Below are 17,446 nucleotides of genomic sequence, written 5' to 3' on the forward strand. Positions count from 1 at the left end.
GGTGGGGGAAGAGTGAACTTGGGCCTGAAAAATTCAATGCCGGTGATGAGGCTGCGGCCTTGAAGAAGTGTCTCGAGCTCATGGGGTATGAGGACAAGCTCGTCGTCGCCGGTCTGTCGTATGGCGGGTTTCTGATCCAAGTTTTCGCTCATCAGTACCCTGAGTTGGTGAGCGGGATGGTCCTGATAGACCCTATGAACGTCTTTTTTGTCGATGAATTCGGGCTGGAGAACCTCAACGCGGTCACGCCCTATTTCGAGAACCCGGTCGATGATTCCCAGAGGGCTGGTAACCGGATGGTCGATCATTTCTCCGAATCGATCCGCCTCATCCGTGGAAAGTTGCTTCCCGCCGGGATCCCGGCAATCCTGCTGACGGCCGGGATCTTCCCCCTCGAGCCGGAGCTGTGGCGCGACTGCCACCGGAAGCTGGTCGCCGGTTCAGAGAACCACCGTATGGTGATCGCCGAAGGGAATCACCATGACATCGTGCAGGAGAATCCTGATCTCGTCATTGAGACGATCACCGAATTGATCGATCAGATCAGATAGTACTTCCGATTTATTGTTGCGAGGCCCTGACGGGCGGTACCCATCAGACAACAATGGTGCAATGGTGAACGTGGCACCCATAATGATAATCATCCCATCATCCTGCAAAGGAACAACGTGAAACGTGGTACCCATGCAATTCAACGAGGGCGGGTGTGTGGAGGTGGCACCCGTGGGTTGCAGGAGGGCCTCAGGGTGTTTCGGCTTCGGCCCAGGGAGCAGTTTCAGACGGCGGCTCGATGTCGTAAAGTACGGCCGCCTCGCCCTGATCAGCAATCAGTTTTTCGAAATGCCGTAAGATCTTCGCGCGACGCCCCATCAGGGCTTTCATCTCGGCCTTGCTGAGGTACGGCGTCAGTGCTTCCCTGATCTCGTTCTCGCTCGAGTTCCGCAACCCCTCCCACATGCCTCGCTCGCATTGACGTATATTCGCGAGCGGATAGTACAGAACCGTGGTGTTGCCGAAACAGCGTGTGCAGTCGATAAACCACAAACGCCAGTTGGCGTCGATCAAAAGGTTACTGAAATTGCTGTCACGGTTCGCCACGAGATCGTCGAAGATTTGCAACAGCAGGCGTTGCCCGTTCCACCGTCTCAGATCTGGCGGATCTGCCTTGAACTCGCGCTCGCGTTGATTCTCGGTGACAGTCTCCTCGAGCCAGATGCTGATGGCTCCCTGCGCAGTCTTGATTTGGCGAGAAACGACCAGCGGCACACGGTAGAGGCCGAGCAGCCGGTCCAGGCGGTACGCCGCAATGCTGTACCGGTAGCTGTCGCGCCAATTGAATGAGAAATGAGAACGCCCGTTGATCCTCTCGGTGACGTCGCGCCGCGTGATATCGATGTGATTGAACGCTGCGTGAGCTTCGATGCCGTCAGATTTGAGGGTCAGTTTCAAGGGATTGGTGATGCCGGTGGGGATCTGCGTTTCATCGATGATTTCGGCCGCGGTGAGAAAGGATTCTATTTCCTCGTCGGTCTGGAAAGGCAGCGGCCGTCCTTCAGTGTCGAGGTACAGATAACCCTCAAGTCTCGGGGCTTCGGAATTCGTCAGAGACTCCGCTTCCTGCTCGGGTGCTGTCGTCGAGATTCCTACCGCCGCCCCGAATAGCGTCAGGCAGAGCCATAAGACTGCCGCCGCAAGCATCGAATTCCGATTCTTCACCTTTCTGGGGAGGCTACAGTGCGATTCGAGATCTCGTCAAGCTAGTAGGGTGTGGCACGTGAAAGGTGCCGTAGGGTGCCACGTACATGACGTGCTCCCCATTTTCGTACCACGAGAAATGGGGGTGATCGACACGGCTGATCTTCCTCGTGCACCCCGGTGGGCAATGCGGAACTCGGCGCCCATCGCGCCCATGCGACCGGGACAGGCCGCACCTGTGGTACGTTCGCCCCCAAGGACTGAAAATGAAGATCCAGGTCTGCAGGGGGCTCGTGCAGCTTTCGGTGGCCGGCCTGCTCGCCGGAGCGCTGCTCGGGTGCGACGGCCAGCGCGCCGAGGCGCCGTCCACGGCGGCGGTGGCCGGCGGCCCGGCGCCGGCGAAGAAGAAGCCCAACGTGCTGTTCATCGCGGTCGACGACCTCCGGGCCGAGCTCGGATGCCTCGGCAGCCCTCACATCAAGACCCCGAACATCGACCGGATCGCGGCGCGAGGCGTTACCTTCACCCGGGCCTACTGCCAGCAGGCCGTGTGCAATCCGTCGAGGGCCTCGCTGATGACCGGTCTCCGGCCCGATTCCACCCGCGTGTGGGACCTGCGCACCGACTTCCGCGACACCATTCCGGACGTGGTCACCCTGCCGCAGCACTTCAAGCGGCACGGCTACTTCACCACTGCGGTCGGTAAGATCTACCACAATACGCTGCCCGACGACGCGTCATGGAGCGAGCCCAAGCTGCACGTGGACGGCTTTCCGTTCGATCCGGACGCGGTCTACCTGAACGAGGAGAACGTTGCCGCCCAGGAGGCCAAGAAGGAGCGGTACATCGAGGCGGGCGAGCAGGACAGGCACATCGATCGCTTGGGCCACTGGTATATCAAGACCGTGGCCACCGAGATGGCCGACGCGGACGACAGCGCCTACTTCGACGGCGCCCAGACCGACCTGGCGGTGGACAAGATCGCCGAGCTGAAGGAAAAGGATCAGCCGTTCTTCTTCGGCGTGGGCTACTACCGGCCCCACCTCCCATTCAACGCGCCCCGCAAGTACTGGGACATGTACGACCCCGAACAGATGTCGCTCGCCGATAACGGTTTCATGCCGAAGGGCGCGCCGATCATGTCAATCAACACGATGCGCGAACTCCTGGGCTACGACGACTTCCGCGACGAGCCGACGCCCTACGAGGGGGTGCTGGCCCCGGAGCGGCAACGCCACCTCAAGCACGGCTACTACGCCTCGGTGAGCTACGTGGATGCCCAGATCGGCCGACTGCTCGACGCCCTCGAAGATCTCGGGCTGGCCGACGACACCATCGTGGTGCTGTGGGGCGATCACGGCTGGAAGCTCGGCGAGCACGCCAGCTGGTGCAAGATGACCAACCTGGAGATCGACGCTCGGGTGCCGATGATCATGAGCGTGCCGGGAATGGCGGGCAACGGCCGGCAGAGCAACGCCCTCGTAGAGTTCGTAGACATTTACCCTACACTGTGCGAGGCGGCCGAGCTGCCGCTGCCCGAGGGGCTCGAGGGCACGAGCTACCTGCCTTTGCTCGAGGAGCCGGACCGTCTGTGGAAGACCGCCGCGTTCAGCCAGTTCCTCAGGGAGGGCATATGGGTGGCACCGGACGGGGTGGAGTACATGGGCTACGCGGTGCGCACTGATCGCTACCGCTACGTCGAGTGGGAGCGCTGGGACGACCGGAGCTTCGCCGCACGCGAGCTGTACGACCACCAGATCGATCCCCACGAGAATGTCAACATGGCCGGCGACCCGGCCTACGCCGCAGCCCTGGAGGAGGCGGCCGCGATTCTCGAGGCTGGCTGGAAGGGAGCGCTGCCGCCGGGTCGCGACTAGCCCGGAGATCCGGAGATCAGAGGGGAAAAGGGGTCCCACGTCAAAGGGGTGCCCTACGACAAAAATGGTGCGCTCTGAAGGTGGCACCCCTGGGTGTTCAGCGCGGCAGCAGATCTTTGATGAAGGCCTGCTCGTAGTGGCCGGCGCGGAGGACGGCGGCCTCGCCCTTGTCGTTTCGGTGTGGCGTGCGGTATTCCCACACTACCTGGCCCTCGGACGTGACCTCGAAGACGCGACCTTGATTGGAGGACCCGATGAGCGTGGTGCCTCCGCTCAGCCTTTGGACGGTGCCCCGAGAGTGAGAGCAGAACGACTCCTGGGGGTTCCCACGGTACTCCCAGACGATGCTCCGGGTGAGTGGGTCGAGCTCGATGACCCGGGACCATTGTTCATTCTGATCGCTTTCAAGGCTGCGACTTCGGTTGTCGAAGATCAAGAGATTCCCGTTGGTCAGCAAACACGCGTCGTGGGGTCCGACGATCTCACCCTGACCCCATGCCCAGAGGACTCTTCCCCGTACCCAGTCGACAATCGCGACCGTGTCTTGCTTGCGCGAGGTCACCATCACGTTGGTCGCGTCGAAGAGGGGAGACTCCGCAGCGAGCTTGCCGCCGGGCATCCAGTGCAGGAAGTTGGCATGGATGAAGTCGCGCGCCGGCTTCCCGTCCTCGTCGACCACCGGTCGGAATGTGAATAGGTCCGGGTTTGCAGTAAGCATGTCCGTAAGAGATTGCTCTTCTTGTGGTTCGCCATCCGGGGAGAGAAGGAGGATGCCGTTGTCCAGGACGACGCGAACACCCTCGGGATCGGACAGGCGGCGCGCCCGGGAGGTGAGCACTGCGATCCGGCCGTCAGAGATCTCGACGGCGTGGTGGTGAACCGGGAGTTGACGCTTCCATAGGAGTTCCCCATTGAAGCCCAGGCGAAGGAGGACTCGGTGTCGCTTGCGGTTGTCGCCGGTCGCCTCGGTGGCGACCACGAGCAGGTCGCCATTCGCGGTCAGGACGGCGCGTTCCCAGTTTCCAAAGTCTCTTTTCCAATCCCAAACGAGGTCGCCGTTCGAGTCGACGAGCTCTGCCCGCGCTAGCACCGGGTAAGTGAGCAGCACGTAGTCTATCGACGAGAGCTGAGGGAGATGAACGACGACACCCGTCGAGGCATCATCAGGTGGTGGCGGCGCGAACTCGAGATAACCGAGGGCATCGAGCCGTAGGGCTTCGTCCTCGGTCAGCACCGATTCCGTGTCTTGAGCTGGCCGGTCAACCTCATGGGATTGCGGACCGCAGCCGCAGGCCAACAAAACCGTGACGACCGCCCAGGCAAAGCGCGCCAGGATCTTCCCCGAGGTCGAGGCGGCAGAGAATCCGTTCACAGCCGGCGGAGTGTAGCTACCTTCGTTCAGCACGGTCAAGCAGCGGTGCCGGATGGGATGAGTGGAAGGGCAAGGAAGGGTGCCAGAGGGGTGCCACGTTCCGCATTGCAGCATAACGAACGTCCGTAGGCGGTGATTGCGTGGTGGAGGGCGTCAAGCCGCTTCCTGAAATCCTCGTCTTGCCGCTCGTTCTCCAATTTCAGGTTGGGTCATCGGGTGATGTCACGTGATCGAAATCCGTATCGCGCCAGGGCGAGGGTCGTAAACGTGACGCGACCGCGGTAGAGATCGGGAGATCGAACGTGGCACCCATGATGTGGCACTCACCGCGTGCAACAATGATGAAGGTGACACCTATCAGCGAAAAGGGAGAGAGTCTCATGAGATACCCGAATATCCGGTTGGGAGTGATCTGTCTTTCAGTCACGTCGCTGTACGCTTGTGCTCCCCACTCTGAACAGCGGGCTGGGCCTGTTGTCGACGAATCCAAGAGTATCGAAGCGGATGTGGGAGCGATCAAAAGAGTGAATGCCGATTTGATCGTGGCCTTCCACAATGGCGACGCAAACGCTGCGGTCGCCCTCGTAATGGACGATGCGGTTGATCTTCCTCCAAACCGCCCTGCGGTGATTGGCAAGGAGGCCATTCAATCATCCGTTCAGTCAGACTTCGACCAATTCACCTGGAATTTCACCGATCAGATTGTTGAGGTACAAGTAGATGGCGATTTGGCGGTCGTCTGGACCAACTACATGGTGACACTGACCCCCAAACACGGCGGCGAACAGATCGAGAGAAGTGGCAAGTGGCTCAAGGTCCTGAAAAGGCAGACCGACGGCTCGTGGAAGTTCTCACGCAACATTTGGAACAGCCATAATCCACCAACCAAACCACCCACCAGTTGAAGGGAAATCGCTGCCGGATAAAGGTGGCGCCCGTTTGCCATAGGTGTCGTGGTGTCCGCATGCTCAGCCCCGGTGAAGAAGAGTGCAATGGTGAACGTGGCACCCGTTCCCCGTTCGTTCGCGGCAATAGTGCGGCGCCCAAAATTGTTTCCCAGTTAGCTGGCGTGTGGCGTGACGACGAAAATCCGCTCTACGCCTTTCCAATCGCCCAATAAATCGCACTCTGAGGCCGACCGAAATTTTGCAAGGAGAATTCGATGAACTCGCCAATTCTTGGACTTCACCATGTCACCGCGATAGCCGGTGACCCGCAAATCAACGTCGACTTCTATGTCGGCGTGCTGGGGCTGCGCCTCATCAAGAAGACCGTCAACTTCGACGATCCTTCGACCTACCACCTCTATTACGGCGATGGCGTCGGGAGCCCCGGTACGGTCATGACCTTTTTCCCATGGCCGGGCGCTCGCCGCGGAACCCTTGGCTCTGGCCAGACCTCCGCTACGGCCTTTGCCGTGCCGAAACACTCCCTCGACTTCTGGCGTCAGCGTTTCGAGGAGTCGCTCGTACGTGCCGACGGTATCGAGCGCTTCGGTGTGCCAGGGCTCGCTTTCTCCGATCCAGATGGGTTGCGGCTCGAGCTGCTGGCAAGCGCCCAGCTGGGTGTCGGTCGGGAGCCGTGGGACGGCTCGTCGGTGCCGGCGGAGCACGCGATTCGCGGCTTCGACGGCGTCACCCTTCTCCATGCGGACAGCGATATGACGGAGCGATTGCTGGTCGACGCCATGGGTTTCCGTCGGGTGGTGGCCGACGGGCGGCGCGTACGCTTCGAATCGGGTGACGGAGGTTCCGGGACCTTTGTCGACCTGCTGAACGACCCGGGCGCGACTTCGGGTCGCGTGGCGTGTGGCTCGGTCCACCACATCGCCTTTCGGCTGGCCGACGATGATGCCCAGGCCGGGTGGCAACATCGCCTCTTCGAAGCCGGTCATCCAACCACCGAGGTGAAGGACCGCATGTACTTTCATTCGATTTACTTCAGAGAGCCCGGCGGCGTACTCTTCGAGTTGGCGACTGACAATCCCGGCTTCGCGACGGACGAATCGGTCGAAGAGCTGGGCAGTGGACTGCGCTTGCCGCCCTGGTTCGAAAGTGCTCGTGATCGCATCGAGAAGTCCCTTCCCGCACTTGAACAGCCAGGAGACAGAAAGGCTGGGGAGGCGGCGTGAAGCTCGAGCCCATCCACGCCGCAGGAAGGGTCGCGTACTCCGGCATCGATGTTCGAGAAGCCGAAAGGGCCATGATCCTCGTCCACGGTCGAGGGGCGACGCCGGAGTCGATTCTGGCACTCGCCGACGAGCTGCCGGGAGACCTCGGCTTCGCCTTCGTGGCGCCGGGAGCCTCGGAGTCGAGCGCACATCCCAGGAGCTGGTACCCGAACAGCTTCCTCGCACCGATCGAGGCGAATGAGCCCGGTCTCTCTTCGGGGCTTGCGAAAATCGAGGAAACAGTGATGGAGCTGGGGGAGCACGGTATCGGGCCGGAAAACACCGTGTTGCTCGGATTTTCCCAGGGCGCCTGCTTGACGGCCGAGTTCGCCGCCCGACATGCGCGGCGGTGGGGTGGCGTGGTAGCCCTCGCCGGTGGCCTGGTTGGCGACGGTGACGCACCCCGCGACTACGCCGGCGCCTTCCACGGCACGCCGGTCTTTCTCGGCTGCTCCGATCGCGATCCCCACGTTCCAGTGTCGCGGGTTGACGAGACGGAAGAGGTGCTGCGTCGGATGGGTGCTCGTGTCGAGAAACGGATCTACCCCGGAATGCCCCACACGGTCATCCGCGACGAGCTGGACTGGGTGGAAAACACGATGCGTCGTTTGGCGAACCAGCAGCAGCACGAATCGACGCAGGTAGGGATCCACTCCGGATGACAGCTGGCGGCGAGCGACTCGACTGAAGTGTATGGATGCTGCGAGCTCGTCAGCTGGGGCGCTCGAGCTTGAAGGTGTCGAGGGTACGGCACCACAGAGAGCCGCCCATGCGGCCGACGGCCCGTAATCGCTCTGGGAGAACGCGCCCGTCAGAGGGGTCTCGCAGCGCGGGGTCGATGTGCATCAACACCACTCGGCCGACGACCAGGGAACCGGCCCCGCCCGCCTCCCCGTAGCTGCGGATCTCCTCGAGCGTGCACTCCAGTCCCACCGGCGACTCGGCCACCAGCGGCGCCTTCACCCGCTCGGCCGCCACCGGAGTCAGCCCCGAATGCTCGAACTCGCTCTCGCCGTAGGGCAATGAAGCTGCGCAGCTGTTGACCCGCTCGGCAATTTCTTCGGTCACCACCGACACCGTGAACTCCCCGACCTGCTCGACATTTCTCAGCGTGTCCTTCTTGGTTCCGGTGCGACCCGCGCGATGGGGTGCGAAGGCAAGAAACGGCGGGTTCGAGGACACGATGGTGAAGAACGAAAACGGCGCGAGGTTGGGGACTCCGTTGGAGTCGACTGTCGCCACCAGCGCAATTGATCGTGGAATCACGACCTCGGTGAGCCGCCGGTAACCGTCGACCCACGACGAGGTTGCAGTGTCAATCGTGTCACGTTTGAGTTCGGCCATAATGCCTCGATTCTACATTGATCATCCGTTCCATCTCCAATAGGTACCTGTACAAAACTGAGTTCATGCGACGAGAGGCACCCATGGTGCACGACGTCCCAAGATCCCCGGACTTGGCACCTATGCGAGCCCTAGAGTCATGAAGTGATACATGGCACCCAGACGTGGCACCCATGCACGAAGAAACACCGAATGTATGAAGCTGGCACCGTTATGGCAGGGTTTGCCAGTCGTTCCATGCCTCGAACACCAGAGTCGCGATCAGCATGAAGAACACGTAGGCAAGCATCAGGGTCAGCGCGATCAGGCAGCCGCTGGAGCGGCGGCGGGCCGCCCAGCGCAGCAAGAGCCCGAAGCCGACGAAGACGATGAGAAGGGCACCCATCATCATGGGACCGACCTGAGGGGACACCTCGGGGGTGTACACCGGGTTGGCGATCGAGTCGACGAAGGCCCACAGGAGAACGAGCAACAGGATGCCCCAGAGCGTCCAGCTCATAGGGATGAGAAATCTCGTGATTCTGCTCATGCGATCACCCGGCTTCGTATCAATCATGTTCGGTTTCGCCGGGGCAAGGTTACCAGAAGGGTGCCACGATCCGCATTGCAACATTACGAACGTCCATAGGTGGCGATTGCGTGGTCGAGGGCGTCAGGGTGCTTCCTGAGATCCTCGTCTTGCCGCTCGTTCTCCAATCCCAGTTTGAGCCATCGGGTGATTGAGCACCCGTGCTTGTCGATCAGGGTGGCGATGTCACGTGATCGAAATCCGTATCGCGCGAGGGCGAGGGTCGTAAACGTGACGCGACCGCGGTAGAGATCGGGAAATCGAACGTGGCGCCCATGCACGGCAACCATGACGATGCAACAATACGGAACGTGGCACCCATGTGGCACCCATGCGAAGGGTGGCACCCACGGTGAACGAGGTACCTGTGGAGCGTCAGTCGAATTGGACCGATCGCTTTGTGAACGCTCCGTCCATCCACCAGCCGGTTATCGGAAACATCGGCTTCGCGAGAGAGTCGGCAACCGTGCCCACGGTGACCAGCACCGGCGCGTAGTGCTCCCACGTTGGCAACGCCATGTTGACCGCGGGAGCGGAACGCTGGAAGTCGAGCAATGCGTCCACATCGAATCGAGAGAGCACGCTCTCAGCCCAGGCGTCGAAATCTCGCGCCCAACCCGGCGTTCCGGGACGGAATGCGTATCTCATGTTGTGGGTGAGGAATCCGCTGCCAAAGACCAACACGCCCTCGTCGCGAAGCGGCGCAAAGGCACGACCGAGCTCGAACAGCTCCTGCGGTTTCAGGCGAGGCATCGAGATCTGGAGCACAGGCACGTCGGCGTTCGGATACATCGCGACTAGCGGTACGTACGCGCCGTGGTCCAATCCGCGTCCCGGCTCGTCGGTACTTGGAATGTCCTTCTGCCGCAGAAGTTCGCGAACTCGTTCGGCAAGATGGGGCGCTCCGGGTGCCGGGTACTGTGTTCGATAGTAATGCTCCGGAAACCCGAAGAAATCGTAGACGAGTGGAACGGTTCGCGTTGCACCGAGCGCCGTTGGGCGCTGCTCCCAGTGGGCCGAGACCATGAGGATGCTCGTCGGACTGGGCATTTCGTTCGCCCACGAGGCGAGCTCAGCCATCCAATCTTGGTCCTCGAGCAACACCGGCGCGCCGTGCGCGGCGAAGATCGCCGGCATGCGTCGTGCTCCCGAATTCACGTTCCTGTCAGCCTGAGTGTCGTGATTCACGGAAAGCATTGTGACACGAGGTGACCTCAAGATGTGTCAGGGGACTACGTATCCCATCTGGCACCGATCTAAAACTCAATTCTGTAATTGTGAACGTGGCGCCCATGTGCATGTGGTGCGCGCCCAAGTTCCGCGGGCCTGGTACCTGTAAACAATGCCGAACGTGGCACCCATTTTTTCACGCATGATCGCGAACGATGGCAACGTCTCCGTTGGGATGTCGTCTATGTGCTCTCGACTGGCCTCCCCAGCAAAGTCACGATCACCGTGGTCAAAATAGATACGATGGCGCCCCATGTCGCGGCCGAGTACGGGTTGGTTGCATAGAACGCAAACCAGACCCCGAACTCTTCGAGGGGGGTATCGACAAGCCACAACCCGGACACGATCTCGCCGCGAATCAGGATGAAGGTGATGGCGCCGGACCAGAAACCTGCGATCGCAGCAACAGTGGTGACGCGGGGCCAAATGGAGCCGAACACCAACGGACCCATCAGCGAGGCAACGAAGCCGCCGACGCCGAGCCACATCAAAAGCACGATGTTCATTTCCATCGTGGCCCAGCCCAGGACGGCCGCGCCGACAATCGTCAGCACGGCCGTCACGCGGCTGATCGCCAGGACGTTTCGATCCAGCCGTTCGCGCGACAGACCGGGCTGAAACCTCGGAGCCAGGCTGCGGCGGTAGATATCGTTTGCAAAGACCTGGGAAGTCGAGATGACCAGGCCGTCGGCCGTCGACATGATGGCCGAGAGGATGCCGACGCCGAGCAGTGCCGCGAGCCAGGGGGGGAAGATCTGGATGAACAGAGCGGGTAACGCGCTGTTTGCGCCACCGCTGGTTTCGAACAGTGTGTCGCCGAGCACGACCCGGGCCGTCATGCCGCCGAAGGTGATCGCCGGCAGGACCAACCCAAAGGTGCACGCCATCGCCACGAATCGGGTTCGCGAGTCTTCGTCTTTGAGCGCCCAGAGCTTGTTGCCGATGTGGGGCAGAAGCCCGAGGGGGATGTGGGCCACGGTCACTGTCACGGCGGCCCACCACGAGGCGGTCACGGTGCTTGCCGGATTGAAGGTCGCGAGCAGCTCGGCATCCTGCACCTTCAAGCCGTCGATCAGCCTGCCGAAGCCGCCGGTGCCGACGCCGAGGAAGAACATCACCGCGACGGCGACGGCGATTCCGAGCATCAACAGGCCCTGGGCACCGTCCGTCAAGATATCGGCGTGAGCGCCACCGAGCGTCACGTAGCCAAGCAACACGGCCGTTGTGATGCCTAGCGCCCAGCTCTGAGGCACCCCGAGCATCATCTCGAAAATGACGAGTCCCGAGACGAGCTGGCTCGCGAGATAGAACAACAGCATCAACGAGAAGATGGCGACCGACAGACGCATCCATTCAGACTGATACTGCTCGCCCAGATACTCCGGCATCGAGCGCGCGCCCGCCTCGTACCCGACCCTGGCGATCGTGCGCTGGCAGATCAGGACACCGATGTAGACACCGAGCGGGTAGCAGAATGCGATCCACAGTGTCGACATGCCGTAGCTATAGGTGAGACCTGGGAGCCCGAGGAAAGTGGCCCCGCTCGCAGCTGTCGAGGCAAAAGCAAGCGCGAGCACGAACGGTCCGTAACTGCGCCGTGCCGTCGCGAAGTCGTCCGCGCTCCGAACGCGCCGACTGCCGAGATAGCCGAAACCCAGCATGATAGCGATGTAGACGGCTAGAAACAGCCAGGCCCAGGTGTGAAGATCCATCCGATTCATTCCTCAGTGCGGTCAAACGGCATGCGTCACTCTACCGAATCCACGCGTACCACGATCCTCATGTGGCACCCATGATCGCATCCATCATGAGACACCCATGCCAACGCAACAATGCGAAGGGTGGCACCCATGGCACCCATGTGCATGCGCGACTCCTCGACCATCAATCTGTATGATCCGCTCGGCCGCGTCCGGCTCTGCCTCGAGGTGGACAGCTCCGGCGAACCTAAGATCGAGTTTCTCGACGAAGAGGGCGAGTTGGTGAAGAAGGTCCGGCCGGACGATTAGGGTGTACCAATCACATCGTCACATTAGGGATTGCAGGGTCATGAAGTGATACGCAGCATCCATGCGGACGGGACAACCCGGTTTTACCCAGAAATCACTACAAATCGACAAATGTGAACATGGCACCCATCACGCACACGTCAGGCACCCATCCGATCGAACCGCTGGGCCGGAATCTCGTTGTACGAGGCGAGGGCACGACATCATTGTTCGCAGTCGAGGCGCCAGACCTTTTCGAGAGGAACGCACGCATGCGCGAGAATCCACCGGCACACTGCAACTCTGCTCCGGGAACCCGTCCGATTTGGCAGTATTTTGCACTCACCTTCGTTTTGAGCTGGGCCGCGTGGCTCCCCAGATGGCTCCTCTCGTCAGGCCTTCTCGAACCGACGCCAGTGGTAAACACGGTCGCGACCACAGGTATTTGGCTCGGCGGCATCGGGCCATCTCTGGCCGCCTTCATTCTGGTCTTGAAGGACGGGGGGCGAAAGGCCGGCGTCGACCTGGCTCGCCGCGCCCTGCAGTGGAAGATCGGGATATGGTTTCTACCGGCCGTCCTGCTGGTGCCTGCCAGCGCACTCGTTTCACACCTCGTGAATGCAGCCTTCGGCGGGGTCTTTCCGAATAGGGAAATTCACGCGACACCGTGGATGATCGCTCCACTGTTTATGGTGTTCATTGTGCTCCAGGCGTCCGAAGAGTTCGGATGGAGGGGGTATGCCCTCGATCGTTTGCAGGCGCGTTCAGGCGTCCTGGTCGCCAGCCTTGTCGTCGGCTGCGCATGGGCCCTCTGGCACCTGCCCATGTTCGTCGTTTCCGGTTTTCCTCAGCGTGAGGCTTCCGTTCCTTACGGTCACTTCGCCGTCACCCTGGTCGCGGTTTCGGTGCTGATGACCTGGATGCAAAACGGGGCTTCCGGAAGCCTCGTGCCCGCGTTTCTGTGCCACGCATCGATCAACCTCACCGGAGAGGTGCTCCCCCTGTGGAGCCAGGGAGGAAGTGGTCAGGAAGATTCGGCTGCGTGGATCGTCGCCAACGGAATGCTCATCGTCTTTGCAGTCGCAGTCGTCAGATGGAGTGGTGGCGACCGGTTGAAGTGACCTCAGGTGGCACCGAACATCTACTCAGTCAGGCGAACAGTTCAACAATTGTGAACGTGGCACCCATCACAACAATGGTGCAATGGTGAACGTGGCACCCATGATGTGAAGGCGAAGTGTGGCACTCATGCAGTCGGAAGGAATTCTCCGGGCCCGCTGCGGTTTGTAAGAGTCGTTCGTTCGAATCGAATCTCAAAGCACCTAACCCCAAGTTCAATGGGGTGTGCACCGGGGGAGTCCGTATGATCGGCAACAGTTTTGCGCATTTCCGGGTGACGTCGAAGCTCGGTGAGGGTGGGATGGGCGAGGTGTGGTGTGCCGAGGACACGAAGCTCGGCCGCAACGTGGCACTTAAGGTCCTGCCGGAGGCCTTTGCCCAGGATTCGGAACGCCTGGCTCGTTTCGAGCGCGAGGCCCGAGTCCTGGCGTCACTCTCCCACACCAATATCGCCGGGGTACACGGCCTCGAGGAAGTCGATGGCAAGCGCTTCCTTGTGTTGGAGCTGGTGGAGGGGGAGACCATAGCCGAGCTCATCGAACGAGGACCGATTCCGGTGGAGGAAGCGGCACGGATCGCCCTGCAGATCGCCGAGGCGGTGGAGTCCGCGCACGAAAATGGAATCGTGCACCGCGACCTGAAACCGGCGAACGTCAAGATCTCTCCGGATGGCCAGGTCAAGGTGCTGGACTTCGGTCTGGCGAAGGCGCTGGCACCGGACGCCATCTCAGGGAGTGGTAGCGACCAGGATCTATCGCTTTCGCCGACGCTCACCCAGGCGATGACGGGTCTCGGGGTACTGCTCGGGACCGCGGGTTACATGAGCCCGGAGCAGGCCCGCGGCAAGCCGGTGGACCGGCGCGCGGACATCTGGGCTTTCGGGTGCATCATGTACGAGATGCTGACCGGCCAACGTCTTTTCACCGGCGAAACGGCTACCGATGTGATTGGCGCGGTGGTCCACAAGGACCCGAATCTCGAAGCACTCCCGTCCGAGGTGCCAGCCCGCCTTCGCGGACTGCTCGAACGGTGTTTGGAAAAGGACCCAAGCCGCCGTCTGCAGTCGATCGGGGAGGCGCGGATCGCACTCCAGAAGTGGTTCGAAAACCCGGAAGCTCAAACCGTCGCCCCTGCGGCGGCCGACTCCCCGGGGTGGCGGAGGTGGGTGCCGTGGGGGGTGGCCGCGGGCGCAGTGCTGTTCGTCGCTCTTCAGGCCTCCGGTGTCTTCGGCTCGAGGGTTGATTCGAGCGAACCGGTCCGTAGCTCGAGCATCGAGATTGGCGAGGAGGGGTTGTTTTCTGGATTCGGGACGAGCGCGGTGCTCTCTCCCGGTGCCGAGATGCTGGCGTACGTGACCGGCTCGGGCAACGAGGGCGGAAATATCTACCTCCGTCACCTCGACCGTTTCGGGGCCGCGGCCATTGCCACGGGTGGCGCCGGGTCGGCGCCATACCAGCCCTTCTTCTCTCCTGACGGTGAGTGGCTCGGTTATGTGACTCCCGGCGAGCTCAAAAAGGTCTCGATCGCCGGCGGGGCGCCCATCACCTTGTGCAAGGTGGAACTCAGCCGGGGAGCGACCTGGGGTGAGGACGAAACCATCGTCTTTTCGCCGTCACCTCGCAGCGGTTTGATGCGGATCTCCTCCGCGGGCGGCGAGCCGCAGGTGCTCACCGAGCTCGCCGAGGGAGGGATCAGCCACCGCTGGCCCCAGTGGCTGCCCGGTGGTGAGTCGATCCTGTTCACATCGGTCTCGGACGGCGCTGACAATTTCGAAGGCGCCAACCTCGAGGTTCTGACGGTGGCCACGGGCGAACGAAAGGTGGTTCATAGAGGCGGTTACCACGGTCGCTACGTGGAGACGGGGCACATTCTTTACGTGCACGAGGGGACCCTGTTCGCCCTGCCCTTCGATGCGAAAAAGCTCGAGGCCCTCGGTTCCCAGATGCCGGTGCTCGAGAATCTGGACGCGACGGTGGTCCAGGGGGCGGCGCAGTTCCATGTCTCTGATAACGGCGTGTTGGTCTATGCCACCGAATCGCAGCAGGGAGACCCATTTCCGGTGACCTGGGTCGATCGCACCGGACGCACCGAGACCCTGTGGTCGGAGCCCGGTCTCTACGCGAACCCGGACCTCTCACCCGATGGCCGCAGGTTGTCGCTTTCGCTCCTGCGCGGCAACAATATGGATATCTGGGTGTACGATCTCGAACGAAACGTGGCCACCCGGTTGACATTTGATGAAGCCTACGATGCCGACCAGGTCTGGTCGCCCGACGGTCGTTTCATCGCTTTCAGCTCGAATCGAGGCGCCGGCAACAACGCCGTGTATCGCAAGGCCGCCGACGGTTCGGGAGAAGTGGAACTGATCGCCGAGCCGGGGGAGCTGCCCTCGCTCTATCCCACCTCCTGGTCCCCCGATGGCAAGTGGTTGGCCGTCTGGACAGCAGACTCGGATGTTTACATAGCCAATGCAGAAACCGGAGAGTTGGAGCCGTTCCAGGCCACCGATTTCGGCGAATTCAACCCGACCTTCTCGCCGGATGGCCGCTGGATGGCGTACGACTCCAACGAATCCGGCCGGATCGAGATCTACGTGAGGGCCTTTCCTTCGCGCGGCGGCAAGTGGCAGGTCTCCGACGGCGGTGGCGCACTCGCGCGGTGGTCCGCCGACGGCAGCGAGCTCTTCTACCGCACCGATGACGGCGTGATGGCGGTGGAGATCGACGGCAGTGGCGACACATTTCAGGTCGGGACGCCCTACAACCTCTTTACGGGACCGTTCCTCGGAGGGACAAACGGGATCTCGGTCGGTGGTTACGTCTTCCCGGACTACACGGTCACCGCCGACGGCTCACGATTCGTGATGTTTGCCGGCAACGCTCAGTCGAGCCGGGCGACCTCGATTCGAATGGTCACCAACTGGTTCGAAGAGTTGAATCGGTTGACCGCCGCCGGTACCAGGTGAGCGGGAGTCCAACCCCAGGGTGCCCAGGGTGCCACGTTCACCATTGCACCATTGTCATCGTTGAGAGATCGCTGTATCGAGTGAGTCGAGTCGGGCAGCGAATCGCGGGTCGTCGTGTTCTCGGCGCAGCCCTTGGTTGAGCCATCGGGTGACTGAGTTTCTGCCCTTGTCAAGAAACGCCGCGATCTCACACGATTTGAGCCCATACCTCGAGACGGCGAGAACACAGAACTCGACCCTTCCGGTGATATGTCTCGTGGACCGATGTCGTGACGCCAATTCGTCGAGGTCGTGGCCTGAGACCAACTGAAAGCGATCGGCGAACTCCGAAAGGTGGAGCTCCGCACGCTCTTCAGCGAGTTGCTGTCCGTCGAAGGTCTGGGCCGCCGGGTGCTGCTCGCTTGCTGCTATCTCATCGACATGCTGCGCGGGAGCCCACCATGGGAGTTGTGAAACACCGGCTGCCGCCCAGCGAGCCTCCGCGACCGAACGAATCCAACGAAGGTAGCCCTCCACGCCTTCACCAGACTTTCCTTCGCCGAAGCCGATAAGGACCGACCGAAGATCGATGAGGTGGGGATTGCATGCACCGATGATTTCTCGGTGCCCGCTGTGGAGGTAGTCACCAGGATCGTTTGCGATGCCGGCAGAAACTGGGTTGAGATGGACGTACGCGATGACCTGGCGGAAGTACTCATTCGTGTCGACGACCCGCGCTCGATACCGGCTTTGCCAGAGCCTTCCAAGATAGCGATGTCGCCGGTTGTGGGCGCGCGAGAAACGACCCTGCAGTCGCGCCATTGACCTCCAGAGGTCGACGTTTCTGGTCTTCACCACCAAGTGATAGTGGTTGCCCATGAGGCACCATGCGAGAACCGACCAGCCGTCCAGGTCGCGGACCTCGCGAAGTGTCTCGGCGAACTCGATCGCCTCATGGTCGTCATCGAAGACGAACTCGCCGCGTGCGACGCGGCAATACACGTGGTAGGTGGCTCCTGGGATGAACAGGCGAGGGTGTCTCGGCATGAGATTGCTCCCATGCGTGGACGGGACACCCTTATTCTACACGGCGTTCATCACTAGGCAACAATGGTGCAATGGTGAACGTGGCACCCATG

Annotated in this window: 16 protein-coding genes; 8 read left to right on the forward strand and 8 right to left on the reverse strand. The window is 61.4% G+C overall.

Annotated features, from left to right (window positions below):
- Positions 1-551, forward strand: a 551-nt coding sequence (locus LJE93_07920; protein ID MCG6948822.1) for an alpha/beta fold hydrolase, incomplete at its 5' end; no start/stop codon positions are given.
- 190 nt (positions 552-741) lie between these two features.
- On the opposite strand, the gene LJE93_07925 is transcribed toward LJE93_07920, so the two are convergent.
- Positions 742-1,716 (reverse strand): hypothetical protein, encoded by a 975-nt coding sequence (locus LJE93_07925; GenBank protein ID MCG6948823.1) that lies wholly within the window; start codon positions 1,714-1,716, stop codon positions 742-744.
- Between the two features lie 149 nt (positions 1,717-1,865).
- On the opposite strand from LJE93_07925, the gene LJE93_07930 reads away from it, so the two are divergent.
- A complete protein-coding gene (locus LJE93_07930) occupies positions 1,866-3,572 on the forward strand; it encodes a sulfatase (protein ID MCG6948824.1) in 1,707 nt (568 codons plus the stop codon).
- Positions 3,573-3,669: 97 nt separating this feature from the next.
- Here LJE93_07930 and LJE93_07935 read toward each other — a convergent pair whose 3' ends face one another.
- Positions 3,670-4,944, reverse strand: a complete 1,275-nt coding sequence (locus LJE93_07935; protein ID MCG6948825.1) for an arylsulfotransferase family protein — start codon at positions 4,942-4,944, stop codon at positions 3,670-3,672.
- A gap of 311 nt (positions 4,945-5,255) precedes the next feature.
- Here LJE93_07935 and LJE93_07940 point away from each other — a divergent pair, with 311 nt between their 5' ends.
- From LJE93_07940 to LJE93_07950, 3 genes are all read left to right on the forward strand, one after another.
- Positions 5,256-5,849 (forward strand): SgcJ/EcaC family oxidoreductase, encoded by a 594-nt coding sequence (locus tag LJE93_07940; protein ID MCG6948826.1) that lies wholly within the window; start codon positions 5,256-5,258, stop codon positions 5,847-5,849.
- 257 nt (positions 5,850-6,106) lie between these two features.
- Entirely contained in the window at positions 6,107-7,075 is a 969-nt protein-coding gene (locus LJE93_07945) for a ring-cleaving dioxygenase (GenBank protein ID MCG6948827.1), read from the forward strand.
- Positions 7,072-7,776 carry a dienelactone hydrolase family protein gene (locus LJE93_07950; protein ID MCG6948828.1) on the forward strand — a complete coding sequence of 235 codons (705 nt, stop codon included), beginning with the start codon at positions 7,072-7,074 and terminating at the stop codon, positions 7,774-7,776. The genes LJE93_07945 and LJE93_07950 overlap by 4 nt, the downstream gene beginning before the upstream one ends.
- Positions 7,777-7,825: 49 nt before the next feature.
- On the opposite strand, the gene LJE93_07955 is transcribed toward LJE93_07950, so the two are convergent.
- From LJE93_07955 to LJE93_07975, 5 genes are all read right to left on the reverse strand, one after another.
- Positions 7,826-8,458 carry a flavin reductase family protein gene (locus tag LJE93_07955; GenBank protein ID MCG6948829.1) on the reverse strand — a complete coding sequence of 211 codons (633 nt, stop codon included), beginning with the start codon at positions 8,456-8,458 and terminating at the stop codon, positions 7,826-7,828.
- Positions 8,459-8,669: 211 nt separating this feature from the next.
- A complete protein-coding gene (locus tag LJE93_07960; GenBank protein ID MCG6948830.1) occupies positions 8,670-8,987 on the reverse strand; it encodes a hypothetical protein in 318 nt (105 codons plus the stop codon).
- Between the two features lie 83 nt (positions 8,988-9,070).
- Positions 9,071-9,316, reverse strand: a complete 246-nt coding sequence (locus LJE93_07965) for a hypothetical protein (protein MCG6948831.1) — start codon at positions 9,314-9,316, stop codon at positions 9,071-9,073.
- An 85-nt stretch (positions 9,317-9,401) separates the two neighbouring features.
- Positions 9,402-10,184 carry a dioxygenase gene (locus LJE93_07970; GenBank protein MCG6948832.1) on the reverse strand — a complete coding sequence of 261 codons (783 nt, stop codon included), beginning with the start codon at positions 10,182-10,184 and terminating at the stop codon, positions 9,402-9,404.
- A gap of 254 nt (positions 10,185-10,438) precedes the next feature.
- Complete coding sequence (locus LJE93_07975; GenBank protein MCG6948833.1) at positions 10,439-11,968, reverse strand: sodium:pantothenate symporter; 1,530 nt, start codon at positions 11,966-11,968, stop codon at positions 10,439-10,441.
- A 138-nt stretch (positions 11,969-12,106) separates the two neighbouring features.
- Here LJE93_07975 and LJE93_07980 point away from each other — a divergent pair, with 138 nt between their 5' ends.
- The 3 genes from LJE93_07980 to LJE93_07990 all read left to right on the forward strand — a co-directional run bounded on the left by LJE93_07980 (position 12,107) and on the right by LJE93_07990 (position 16,328).
- Positions 12,107-12,265: a hypothetical protein gene (locus tag LJE93_07980; protein ID MCG6948834.1), complete on the forward strand. Its 159-nt coding sequence runs from the start codon at positions 12,107-12,109 to the stop codon at positions 12,263-12,265.
- Positions 12,266-12,384: 119 nt separating this feature from the next.
- On the forward strand, positions 12,385-13,365 hold the full coding sequence (locus LJE93_07985) for a CPBP family intramembrane metalloprotease (protein ID MCG6948835.1): 981 nt from the start codon (positions 12,385-12,387) through the stop codon (positions 13,363-13,365).
- A 242-nt stretch (positions 13,366-13,607) separates the two neighbouring features.
- Complete coding sequence (locus tag LJE93_07990) at positions 13,608-16,328, forward strand: protein kinase (GenBank protein ID MCG6948836.1); 2,721 nt, start codon at positions 13,608-13,610, stop codon at positions 16,326-16,328.
- Positions 16,329-16,382: 54 nt separating this feature from the next.
- On the opposite strand, the gene LJE93_07995 is transcribed toward LJE93_07990, so the two are convergent.
- Positions 16,383-17,354 (reverse strand): transposase, encoded by a 972-nt coding sequence (locus LJE93_07995; protein ID MCG6948837.1) that lies wholly within the window; start codon positions 17,352-17,354, stop codon positions 16,383-16,385.
- Positions 17,355-17,446 lie beyond the last annotated feature (92 nt).

This window comes from Acidobacteriota bacterium, assembly GCA_022340665.1.
GTDB lineage: Bacteria > Acidobacteriota > Thermoanaerobaculia > Thermoanaerobaculales > Sulfomarinibacteraceae > Sulfomarinibacter.